6 protein-coding genes and 1 pseudogene are annotated in these 11,225 nt (G+C 73.6%); 3 read left to right on the top strand and 4 right to left on the bottom strand.

Going from position 1 to position 11,225, the window contains the following annotated elements:
- Positions 1 to 29: 29 nt before the first annotated feature.
- Positions 30 to 1,199, top strand: coding sequence for an SLC13 family permease (locus tag MCAG_RS01775; protein ID WP_007071281.1), 1,170 nt, complete (start codon positions 30 to 32; stop codon positions 1,197 to 1,199).
- Between the two features lie 161 nt (positions 1,200 to 1,360).
- On the opposite strand, the pseudogene MCAG_RS01780 reads toward MCAG_RS01775, so the two are convergent.
- The 3 genes and pseudogenes from MCAG_RS01780 to MCAG_RS01790 all read right to left on the bottom strand — a co-directional run.
- A pseudogene (locus MCAG_RS01780) lies at positions 1,361 to 2,113 on the bottom strand (asparagine synthetase B); the annotation flags it as partial.
- Between the two features lie 3 nt (positions 2,114 to 2,116).
- Positions 2,117 to 3,082: a DUF5715 family protein gene (locus MCAG_RS01785; RefSeq protein WP_007071283.1), complete on the bottom strand. Its 966-nt coding sequence runs from the start codon at positions 3,080 to 3,082 to the stop codon at positions 2,117 to 2,119.
- Between the two features lie 543 nt (positions 3,083 to 3,625).
- A complete protein-coding gene (locus MCAG_RS01790) occupies positions 3,626 to 5,833 on the bottom strand; it encodes a glycoside hydrolase family 9 protein (protein ID WP_007071284.1) in 2,208 nt (735 codons plus the stop codon).
- 233 nt (positions 5,834 to 6,066) lie between these two features.
- Here MCAG_RS01790 and MCAG_RS01795 point away from each other — a divergent pair, with 233 nt between their 5' ends.
- Complete coding sequence (locus MCAG_RS01795; protein ID WP_036371920.1) at positions 6,067 to 7,791, top strand: DEAD/DEAH box helicase; 1,725 nt, start codon at positions 6,067 to 6,069, stop codon at positions 7,789 to 7,791.
- A gap of 138 nt (positions 7,792 to 7,929) precedes the next feature.
- On the opposite strand, the gene lon is transcribed toward MCAG_RS01795, so the two are convergent.
- Entirely contained in the window at positions 7,930 to 10,260 is a 2,331-nt protein-coding gene (gene lon / locus MCAG_RS01800) for an endopeptidase La (protein ID WP_036371923.1), read from the bottom strand.
- 260 nt (positions 10,261 to 10,520) lie between these two features.
- On the opposite strand from lon, the gene MCAG_RS01805 reads away from it, so the two are divergent.
- The gene (locus MCAG_RS01805) at positions 10,521 to 10,868 is read left to right on the top strand and encodes an Lsr2 family protein (RefSeq protein ID WP_007071287.1); all 348 of its coding nucleotides are present in this window, start codon (positions 10,521 to 10,523) and stop codon (positions 10,866 to 10,868) included.
- The last annotated feature ends 357 nt before the right edge of the window (positions 10,869 to 11,225 follow it).

An 11,225-nucleotide genomic window follows, 5' to 3' on the forward strand; every position in this document is an offset into this window, starting at 1 on the left:
CCGGCCCGGCCCCTGCACGACTGCGCCGGCTGCACCCGCTCGACCGGGTGGCGCTGGCGCTGGCGCTGCTCGGGGCGACCTGCGCGCTGACCGGGCTGCTGCCCCGCGCCGAGAGCGTGGCCACCCTGGGGCGCATCCTGCCGCTGCTGCTGTTCCTCGGCACGGTGGTGGTGCTGGCCGAGCTGACGGCGGTGGCCGGCGTGTTCGACGTGCTGGCCAGCCGGCTGGCCAGCGCCGCCCGGGGCAGCTATCCGGCGCTGTTCGTGCTCTGTGTCGGCTTCGCCTCCGCCACCACGATCGCGTTGAACCTGGACACCACGGCGGTCCTGCTCACACCGGTGATGCTGGCGCTGGCCCGCAGGCTGGGCATGCCGCCGCTGCCGCTGGCGCTGACGACCGTGTGGCTGGCCAACACGGCCAGCCTGCTGCTGCCGGTGTCGAACCTGACCAACCTGCTCGCCGCCGACCGGATCGGCCTCGACCCGCTGCCGTACGCAGCGCGGATGGCGCTGCCGCAGGCCGCCACGATCGCGGTCACCATGGCGCTGCTCTGGGTCGGCTACTGGCGTCGGGGGCGGCGCGGGGTCGACCGGTTCGTCGCGCCCACACGGCCCGCGCCCGCCGACCGGGTGCTCTACCGGATCGCGCTCGCCGGCTGCCTGCTCCTCGTCGCCGGGATCCTCGCCGGGGTGGAGGTCGGGACCGCCTCGGCGGTGGCCACCGCGCTGGTGTTGGCCGGCTTCGCCGCGCGCAACCGGGGCGCGCTGCGCCCGACGCTGGTGCCGTGGCGGCTGTTGGTCTTCGTCACCGGCCTGTTCCTGGTGGTGCAGACCCTCGGCCGGCACGGGCTCGACGACCTCGTCGGGGTGCTGGTCGGCCCGGACGGCGGGGCGCTCGGCGCGCTGCGGGCCGGCGCGACGGGCACGCTGCTGTCCAACGTGGTGAACAACCTGCCCGCGTACGTGGCGGGCGAGGCGGTGCTCCCGCCCGGCGACGCGACCCGGCTGCTGGCCCTGCTGATCGGCACGAACGCCGGCCCGCTGGTCACGCCGTGGGCGTCGCTGGCCACCCTGCTGTGGTACGAGCGGTGCCGGGCCGCCGGGGTGGCCGTGCCGCTGGGCCGGTTCCTGGCCGCCGGTGCCCTGCTCGCGGTGGCCGCCACGTTCGCCGGCGTGGGCGCGTTGCTGCTCACTGCCTGACCGACCGCACCGACCGCCCGGGTGCCGATCAAAGCGATGGCCCCAGTGGGCCGGGCCACGGTGGTCGGGATCGCCCGTCAGCCGACCGGGGTCCGGCGCGTGGCGCGCGGGCCAGCCAGCCGGCGGACCACCGGCGCGGCGTTCCACTTCGCCGCGCCGACCAGGTCCCGGGCGTGTTCCAGCACCGTGTAGTCCGGCCTGGCCCGCCCGTCGGCGATGGCCCGGACAGTGAGGTCGGTGTCCACCCGCGTCCGGATGCTGTCGGTGAGGGCGGCCCGGACGAGCAGGGCGGCCTCGTCCGGGTCGTCCACCACCGGCAGCCCATCGCCGAGGGTGCGCACGTCGACGTACGGGTGGAGCCGGACGTGGCCGCCCGGCTCCGCCCAGCCGTGGTGCCCCGGGGGCACCTCGCCGACCGGGGCGCCGTGCCCGACCAGGGCCTTGACCTCGCTGGCCAGGTGCAGGCAGCCGGGCACCCGGGACCAGTACAGCGGCTTCACCCCCAGCGGGTCGCGGGCCAGGTAGGCCCGGCCGGTGGCCCGCTCGACCACGACGAAGGCGTACTCGCCGCGCAGCCGGTGCACCGCGTCCTCGCCCCAGCGCTCGAAGGCGACGAGCACCACCTCAGTGTCACTCGCGCTGCGGAACAGGTGCCCCAGCCGGGTCAGCTCGGCACGCAGCTCACGGTGGTTGAAGACCTCGCCGTTGTAGCAGAGCAGCAGGCGCTCGTCGGCGGAGACCCAGGGCTGCACCGCCCGCTCCCGGTCGACGATGCGCAGCCGGCGGGTGCCGGCGAGCAGGTTGGCCTCCCGGCGGGTCTCGGTCACCTCGCCGCGCGGGGCGAGGACGGCCAGCATCCGCCGGAAGGTGGCCGGGTCGGCCTCGGGGCCGATGCTCAGGGCGATGCCGCACACGGCTCAGACCCCCATCTCGGCCTCGTACGCGCGGCGGTACCGCGCCCGGGCGGCGGGCGCGAGGCACAGGTGCCAGGCCTGCCCCTCGTCGACCACGTTGATCTCCCCGGCCTGTTGCCGGGCCAGCAGCAGGCCGGCCAGGACGTCCCGGGCACCGAACCGCTGGAACCACGCCATCTCCACGTCGGCCGCGTAGCCGAGGCAGTGGCCGCTGGGCACCATCGCGGCGTAGCCGAGGCGACGTAGCTGGTGCTGGTGCTCGGCGCTACGGACCAGACTGGTCACCCACAGCGGCGGGGTGCCGGGCGGGGCGCTGCGGGCGAACTCGCGGCCGATGTCGTTGAGCAGGGCGATCACCTCGCGCCGGGCCCGGCAGAACCTCAGCCCGGCGGTGCGTGGCCGGGCGTCCGGGAGCAGCCGGCAGCCTACCGCCCGCACGCTTCGGCCGACGATGGTGGCGGACTGCCCCTGGTAGCGGAAGCGGAGCAGATCGCGGCGGCGCAGCCACTCCAGGTCGACCAGGTCGGTGCTGGTGTGGACCTGCGCGTCGGTCATGAAGGCGGCGGCGTCGCGCCACCACATCACGTCGATCCGGGAGAGCAGGTAGATCCTTACCAGAGCGGCCAGGTCGCCGGCGGAGTTGCGCGCGTTGGGCTGGTAGCGGGCCATCTCCAGCAGCAGCGTCTCCCGGGCGCCGACGAAGCCCTGAGCGGTGGCGTCGAACACCGCGGCGATCGCCGGCTCGCGCAGCCGCTCGTCGAGCAACACCTGTCGGGCCCCCGCCGAGTCCGGGTCGGCCAGCGCGCCGACCTCGACCAGCAGGTCCGTCACGGCAGCCCGGTAGGCGTCGAGGTCCACCGCCGGTGGGGCCGGGCGGGGGGCGACGCCCCGCGGCACACTCCGCGCCGGGGCGGTGGACGCGACGGACGTGCCGGGCTGCTGGCCGGGGTTTCGGTTGGGCACTCGCATGGTCGGGTCCCCTCTCCCGGTACGACACGGCGCGCTTACCTTGAAACACACCGTAATCACAAGAAGCCGGGAGCGGCCGAACATTCTTCCTATCTCCCCCGAATGCGCGCGGCGGGCCCTCTCCGGGCCCGCACGGCAGCCGCCGCACCGCTCGCCAACCGGCTGACTTGGCCCGGCGACGCGTCGACGGATGACGGACTCGACTACCTGCGCTTGCGCCGCTGAGCGCGCCAGGGGCTGGGCGGCCGGCGTTGTCGCCGCCGCGCGAGGCTGGACGGCCGGGGTGGGTGCGGCACCCCGGCCGTCCGCCCGGGCCTCGATCCCGGTCGGAAGAGGCCCTGACCAGTTTCGCCGAACGTCGTCGATCCCGCAGCCCCTTCACCGACCGAGCAGGCGGCGGGCGGGATTCACGACAGGCGGCAAGGATCGGGCGCAGGACGGCCGGGTTCGCGGTGCGCCGGCCGGGAGTGCCGTGACCTGCCACCTGCCGCGTCGTGACGAGGGCCACCGGCCGGGGCGCGGCGGGCGACCCTCGTCACCGGGTCATCGCAGCGTGCAGGCGGTGCCGTTGACGGCGAAGCCCACCGGGGCCGGGTTGGTGCCGGTGTAGGAGGCGTTGAAGCCGAGGCTCACCGACCCGCCCGGGGCGACCGCCCCGTTCCAGCTCTCGTTGGTCACCGTGACCTCGGTGCCGCTCTGGCTGAACTTTCCTGACCAGCCCTGGCTGATCTGCTGGCCGGCAGTGAACCGGAAGGTCAGCGTCCACGACGGCCACGCCGCGGCCGAACTGTTGGTGACGGTCAGGTTGCCGCTGAAGCCGTTGCTCCAGTTGTACGACGTGTACGTCACCGCGCAGCCGCCCGACGGCGGCGGCGTGGTCGTGGGCGGGGTGGTGGGCGACGGCGAGACGGTCGGCGACGGGGTGGGGTCCGGCGGGGTGCCGCCGGTGCCCGCCCGCTCCGCCGCCCAGTTCGCCAGCCAGGCCAGCGCCGAGTTCCAGTTGATCGCCACCTCGTTGACCGAGTACGCCCCGATGTCGTCGACGAAGCACTTCTGCGGCTTGCAACCGGCGAGCTGGGCCACGGCCACCGGGTCCTGCAGTTGGCTGTTCGGCCCGCCGGCGAGCGAGCCGGGCGGTGCGGTGGGCAGCGCCGAGTCGGCCTGGTTGGCCCAGAACCGGTGGTGCACGTTGCGCACCGGCTTCTCGCCGTAGCCGGCCACGTAGGACTGGTTCAACGGGTTGCGGCCGAACAGGTAGTCGTAGGCGGCGTAGGCCCCGGAGCGGTACTTCTGCTGACCGGTGAAGTCGAAGGCGAGGGCCAGGACGTTGCCGTTGTTGGCGACGGTGCCGTTGGAACCCCAGTAGTACGTCCCGTCGCCGCTGCCCGGGGCCGGGTAGCCCTGCCTGGCGGTCTGGGTCAGCAGCCGGTCGGCGAAGGCCGCGATCGCCGCCCTAGTGGCGGTGACGTCGGCGGCCGGCAGGCCGGTCGGCACCAGGGCCAGGGTGGTGTCGCCGAGCCCACCGGTCCAGTTCCAGTCGTAGCCGTGGGTGGTGAAGCTGGCACCCTTGTAGTAGGACGAGCCGGTCACGTCGGCGCGGTAGCCGGCCGCACCCGTGGTGGCGTACAACTCGGCCGCCGCCCAGTAGAACTCGTCACCCACGTTGTTGTCCTCGTACGCGCCGCCGCCGGTGTTGTCCGAGGCCGGCGCCAGCCGGTTCGGGTTGGCCTTCGCCGCGGCGTACGCCTTCTCGGCGGCGGCGAGCGCCCGGGCGGCGAAGGTCGCGTCGTACGACTTCCACAGCCGGGACGCCTGCGCGGCGGTCGCCGCCAGGTTCAGGGTCGCGGCGGTGCTGACCGGCGCGAGGAGCCGGGGCTGGTTGTCCAACTCGGGTCGGGTCGGCAGCGCGGTCCAGTTCTGGTCGTGAATCTTGTGGTGCACCATGCCGGCGTTCGTGCGGCCGTCGGGCACCTGCATCCTCAGCATGAACTCCAGCTCCCAGCGCGCCTCGTCCAGCACGTCGGGCACCCTGTTGGCCTGCTCGGGGATCGCCAGCGTGCCGTCGGCGAGCCCGGCCCGGTCGGCCCCGGCCACGTGCAGGGCACGTTCGTGGATGTTCTGTAGCTGCCAGGTGGCCAGGCCGCCGTTGACGACGTACTTGCCATGGTCGCCGGCGTCGTACCAGCCGCCACGCACGTCGAGGGTGTAGCCGCAGGAGGTGCGGCAGGGCACCGCGTTGTCGCCCTGGTTGGGGGCGACGTTGACGTGCCCGGCGGGACGGGAGTACCGGGTGCCGACGTACCGCGACTCGATCGGGGTGCCGCTGCGCTGGTGGTAGAAGAACGCCAGCGCGTCGGTACGCAGCTTGCGCACCGCGTCGGCGGAGATGTCGAAGGGGTGGCTGCTGTTCCCACCGACCGAGAGCACGTAGCCGCTGCCCAGGGTGTCGTAGGCGGAGAAGTCGGCGACGTGGACGCTGTCGCCGGAGAGGGCGTCGGTGCCGCGTACGGTGGTCTGGCCGGAGGCGACGGTCGTGCCCGCGGCGTTGCGTAGCGTCCAGGCGAGCGGGCTGGTCGACGTGCTGACCACGGTGGCCTGCTTGGGGGTCCCGGGGACGTACCCGACCTGGTTCACCTTCACGGGGCCGCCCGGGTCGGGCGCGGCGGCCGCGATGGACGGCACGACGGCCAGGGCGCCCAGGGTGAGCAGTGTGGCGGCCGCGAGGGCGACCGGGCGTTTGCGGTGGGGCATCGTTCCTCTTCCGGGGTGGGCGTCGGGTTGACCACCTGCCGGACCTGCCCAGCGCAACGCCGCCGGGCGGTCGGGCAGACCGTCGACGGGAGCGCTGGGGCCCAGCTTAGGCCATTGCCGCCCAGAAAGAACCTTCGCCAACGACGTCGGGCCACCCGCGTCGTGAGCGTGGTGGGGACGACGTTGTGCAGGTCGCCGCAGCGGGCCGGCCGGGGTGATGAAAAGCTTTGCCCATGAGTTCCGCACCCGCACGGCAGGATCCCCCGACCGACCCGCACTCCCCCGGCGTCGATGACGAGGCGAGCGCCTTCACCGACCTCGGGTTGCGTGCCGAACTGCTCGGCGCGCTGTCCGCCCTCGGCTACGAGGAGCCGACGCCGATCCAACGAGAGGCGATCCCTCCCCTGCTGGCCGGCCGGGACCTGCTCGGCCAGGCCGCCACCGGCACCGGCAAGACGGCCGCCTTCGCGCTGCCGCTGCTACACCGGATGCCGGACGGGCGGGCCGGCGGAGAGCCGGTGGCGCTGGTGCTGGTGCCCACCCGGGAGCTGGCGGTGCAGGTGTCGGAGGCGTTCCACCGCTACGGCAAGGACCTGGGCGCGCGGGTGCTGCCGATCTACGGCGGCCAGCCGATCGGCCGGCAGCTACGCGCCCTGGACCTGGGGGTGGACGTGGTGGTGGCGACCCCGGGCCGCGCGCTGGACCACATCGCCCGGGGCACCCTGCGGCTGGGCGGCCTGGCCACGGTGGTGCTGGACGAGGCCGACGAGATGCTCGACATGGGCTTCGCCGAGGACATCGAGGCGATCCTGGAGCACGCCCCGCAGCAGCGCCAGACGGTGCTGTTCTCGGCGACCATGCCGTCGCGGATCGACGGGATGGCCCGTCAGCACCTGACCGACCCGGTACGCATCCAGATCGGCCGGGAGCAGCAGGTGGCCGGCGAGACGCCCCGGGTGCGGCAGAGCGCGTACATCGTGGCGCGGGCGCACAAGCCGGCGGCGCTGGGCCGGGTGCTGGACGTGGAGTCGCCGACCGCGGCTATCGTCTTCTGCCGCAGCCGGGAGGAGGTGGACCGGCTCACCGAGACGATGAACGGCCGGGGCTACCGCGCCGAGGCGTTGCACGGCGGGATGAGCCAGGAGCAGCGGGACCGGGTGATGGGCCGGCTACGCGCCGGCACCGCGGACCTGCTGGTGGCTACCGACGTGGCGGCCCGGGGCCTGGACGTCGAGCAGCTCACCCATGTGGTCAACTACGACGTGCCGTCGGCCCCGGAGTCGTACGTGCACCGCATCGGCCGGGTCGGGCGGGCGGGCCGGGAGGGGGTGGCGATCACCCTCGCGGAGCCACGCGAGCACCGGATGCTCAAGACCATCGAGCGGGTGACCGGGCAGCGGATCGCCATCGACAAGATCCCCACGGCGGCCGACCTGCGCAACCGGCGGCTGGAGCTGACCCAGGCGGCGCTGCGGGAGAGCCTGCTGGAGGACGACCTGGAGCCGTTCCGGGTGATCGTGGAGTCGCTGTCGGACGAGTTCGACATGATGGAGGTCGCGCTCGCGGCGGTGAAGCTGGCCCACGAGGCCGCCTCCCCGGGCTCGGACGACGACGAGGAGGAGATTCCGCAGGTCGCGGTCCGCCCGCCGCGCGAGGCGCGCCCGGGGCAGGAGGGGCGTGGTGGCGAGCGACGGCCGGGGCGTCCCCGCTCCGGGGGCACCACCCAGGTCTTCATCGGGCTGGGCCGGCGCGCCGGGGTGCGCCCGCAGGACCTGGTCGGAGCGATCACCGGGGAGACCCAGGTCAGCGGCCGGGACATCGGCTCGATCGAGATCGCGGACCGGTTCTCGCTGGTCGAGGTGCCGGCCGCCGTGGCGGACGAGGTGATCGCCGGGCTGCGGGGCAGCACCATCAAGGGCCGCAAGACGACGGTACGCCGCGACCGCGACCGTCCCTGACGATGGTCGGCCCCGACCCGGGGCACGAGCGCTGCCGACGCCCGGTGATCCCGCCGCGCCGCGCCCGGCACCCCGACGTCGTTTGACAGGGGCCCCCTGCTACGCGCAATGCGACAACACGGGGCCCCTGCTTACACCTCAGGCGGTGGTGAGGGCGGGGCCGGTGCGGGTGTCGGCGTCGGCCGGGCGCAGCGCCAGGGCGAGCACGTCTGCGACGTCGGCGAGGGTGTGCACGGTCAGCGCCTCGCGCACCTCGGCCGGCAGGTCGTCCAGGTCCGGCTCGTTGCGCGCCGGGATGATCACCTCGGTCAGGCCGGCCCGGTGCGCGGCGAGCAGCTTCTGCTTCACCCCGCCGATGGGCAGCACCCGCCCGGAGAGGGTCACCTCGCCGGTCATCCCGAACTCGGGCCGCACCGGGCGGCCCGTCACCAGCGAGGCCAAGGCCGTCACCATGGTGATGCCGGCGCTCGGCCCGTCCTTCGGCACCGCGCCCGCCGGGACGTGCAGGTGGATCCGCCGCCCGGCGAGGGCGTTCGGGTCAATGCCGAACCGGCGCCCGTTGGAGCGCAGGTACGACAGCGCGATGTGCGCGGACTCCTTCATCACGTCGCCGAGCTGGCCGGTCAGGGTCAGCCCCGGCTCGCCCTGCATGCTGGTGGCCTCGATGAAGAGCACGTCGCCGCCCGCCCCGGTGACCGCGAGGCCGGTCGCCACGCCGGGCACCGCCGTCCGCTCCGCCGACTCCGGGGTGAACCGGGGCCGGCCCAGGTAGCGGGCCAGGTTGTCCGCGTCCACCCGCACCGGCGCCGGGTCGGTCGCCAGGGCGACGGCGACCTTGCGCAGGATCTTCGCCAAGGCTCGTTCGAGCTGCCGGACGCCGGCCTCCCGGGTGTGCTCCCTCGCGATCGACGTGAGGGCCTCGTCGGCGACGGTGACCTCCTCGGCGGTCAGGCCGGCCCGCTGGAGCTGCCGGGGCAGCAGGTGGTCGCGGGCGATGGCGGCCTTCTCGTCCTCGGTGTAACCGTCGAGGGTGACCAACTCCATTCGGTCCAGCAGCGGGCCGGGGATGGTTTCCACCACGTTCGCGGTGGCCAGGAAGAGCACGTCGGACAGGTCGAGGTCGACCTCGAGGTAGTGGTCGCGGAAGGTGTGGTTCTGCGCCGGGTCGAGCACCTCCAGCAGGGCGGCGGCGGGGTCGCCGGCGTACCCGACGGCCAGCTTGTCCACCTCGTCGAGGAGCACGACCGGGTTCATCGAGCCGGCCTCGCGCAGGGCGCGGACGATCCGGCCGGGCAGCGCGCCGACGTACGTGCGCCGGTGGCCCCGGATCTCCGCCTCGTCGCGGACGCCGCCGAGGGAGACCCGGACGAAGTTGCGGCCGAGCGCCCGGGCCACGGACTCGCCGAGGCTGGTCTTGCCGACTCCGGGCGGGCCGGCGAGGGCGAGCACCGCGCCGGACCCGCGCCCGCCGACCACGCCGAGGTTGCGCTTGGCGCGGCGGTTGCGCACCGCGAGGTACTCCAGGATGCGGTCCTTCACGTCGGCCAGGCCGGCGTGGTCGGCGTCGAGCACCGCTCGGGCCGCGGTGAGGTCCGTGTTGTCCTCGGTGCGCGTGGTCCACGGCATCTCCAGCACCGTGTCGAGCCAGGTCCGGATCCACCCCGCCTCCGGGGAGGCGTCGCTGGCCCGCTCCAGCTTGCCGACCTCGCGCAGCGCCGCGTCGCGGACCTTCTCCGGCAGCGTGGCGGCCTCCACCCGGGCCCGGTAGTCGGCGGAGCCGTCCGGCTCGTCCTCGCCGAGTTCCTTACGGATCGCGGCGAGCTGCTGGCGGAGCAGGAACTCGCGCTGGGACTTCTCCAGGCCCTCACGGACGTCGCTGTTGATCCGCTCGGTGACCTCCTGCTCGGCCAGGTGGTCGCGCACCCAGCCGACCAGCAGTTCCAGCCGGGCGGTGACGTCCGCGGCGGCGAGCAGTTCGGTCTTCTGCACCAGGGTGAGCCAGGGCGCGTAGCCGGCCGCGTCGGCCAACTCGGAGAGGTCGGTCATCCGCTCCATGGCGTCGATCACCTGCCAGGCGCCGCGCTGTTGCAGGACCGAGGTCATCAGGGCGCGGTACTCGCGGGCGAGGTCCCGGGCCCTTCCGGCCGGAGCGGGCTCGTCGAGCTGGGTCGCCTCGACCCAGAGGGCCGCGCCGGGCCCGGGGACGCCGGAGCCGATCCGGGCCCGGGACAGGCCGCGGACCACGGCGGCCGGTTCGCCGTCGGGCAGCCGGCCGACCTTCTCGATGGTGGCGATCACGCCGACGGAGCCGTACTCGCCGTCGATGCGGGGCACGGCGAGGAGCTTCCTGTCGCCGGTCGCGCGCGCGGCGTCGACCGCCGCCTGGGTGGTCGGGTCGAGGGTCACCGGGATGACCATGCCGGGCAGCAGGACGGCGTCGGTCAGGGGAAGTACCGGAAGAGTTGCCATCAAACACCTGCCATCGCGTTGACTTGAGCGTGTCAGGCTCAAGTCCCAGCCCACCCTTCTTGTTCCACGATGTGACCCGGAACACGCGAACAGCCCGGGCTCGCGCGGGAGCAAGGCGTACTGCAAATTCCACCGACGCAGCGGGATTGCATCGGGGCCAACTCGACGCGCCGAATGCAAACGAGGCATATTCTTGCGGATTTGCCAGGTGATACGTCAAACTCGTAACACACCCCGCCCCACACAAGGAGTAATTGGCGATGGCCCGGAAAGTAATCACCGTCTTGACGGACGACCTCGACGGCGGGAAGGCGGATCGGACCGTCGAGTTCAGCCTGGACGGCGTGGCGTACACCATCGATGTGTCCGACGAGAACGCCGGCACCCTCCGGAAGGCACTCGACCCCTACATCAACGCTGGCCGGCGTATCGGCCGAGGGCCGGTCGACGTCGGACGGACCGTCCGCCGCCCAGGCCGCGCGCCGGTCTCGGGAATGGATCGCGAGCAGAACCGGGCGATCCGGGAATGGGCTACCAAGAACGGCTACGAGATTTCCGACCGGGGCCGGATCCCCGTGTCGGTCGTCGAGGCCTTCAAGAACCGCTAAGCCCCACCGCGCGCACGATCGGGAACACCGGGGTCACGCTGGAGATTCGGCGTCGCCCCGGCTGTTTTCTGCGGCGATTTCCCCGCACGCTCCGGCATCGCGCTCGCCAGCCGCTCGCGGCACCGCGCCAAACACACCCGGGCCGCCCGGGGCAAGTTCTGCCCCGGGCGGCCCGGGTGTGCGTACGGCGCAGCGTCGCGGGCGCCGGCTCAGTTGACCTGGATCCGCACCACGTCGATCGCGGGGGTCTGGTTGGCCCGCTCCATCATCGGGATGCGGTGCGAGCCGTCACCGGCCCAGACCGAGCACTGCGCGGTACCGGACTGCGGCAGGCCCGGCACCTGGATGATGACGTCG

Origin of the sequence: Micromonospora sp. ATCC 39149 (genome assembly GCF_000158815.1) — a bacterium.
In the GTDB taxonomy this organism is placed as follows: domain Bacteria; phylum Actinomycetota; class Actinomycetes; order Mycobacteriales; family Micromonosporaceae; genus Micromonospora.

Excerpts from the sequence above, each read along its gene's own strand:
- MCAG_RS01785 (WP_007071283.1), bottom strand. The coding sequence starts at position 3,082 with ATGCGAGTGCCCAACCGAAACCCCGGCCAGCAGCCCGGCACGTCCGTC.
- MCAG_RS01790 (WP_007071284.1), bottom strand. The coding sequence starts at position 5,833 with ATGCCCCACCGCAAACGCCCGGTCGCCCTCGCGGCCGCCACACTGCTC.
- MCAG_RS01795 (WP_036371920.1), top strand. The coding sequence starts at position 6,067 with ATGAGTTCCGCACCCGCACGGCAGGATCCCCCGACCGACCCGCACTCC.
- lon (WP_036371923.1), bottom strand. The coding sequence starts at position 10,260 with ATGGCAACTCTTCCGGTACTTCCCCTGACCGACGCCGTCCTGCTGCCC.
- MCAG_RS01805 (WP_007071287.1), top strand. The coding sequence starts at position 10,521 with ATGGCCCGGAAAGTAATCACCGTCTTGACGGACGACCTCGACGGCGGG.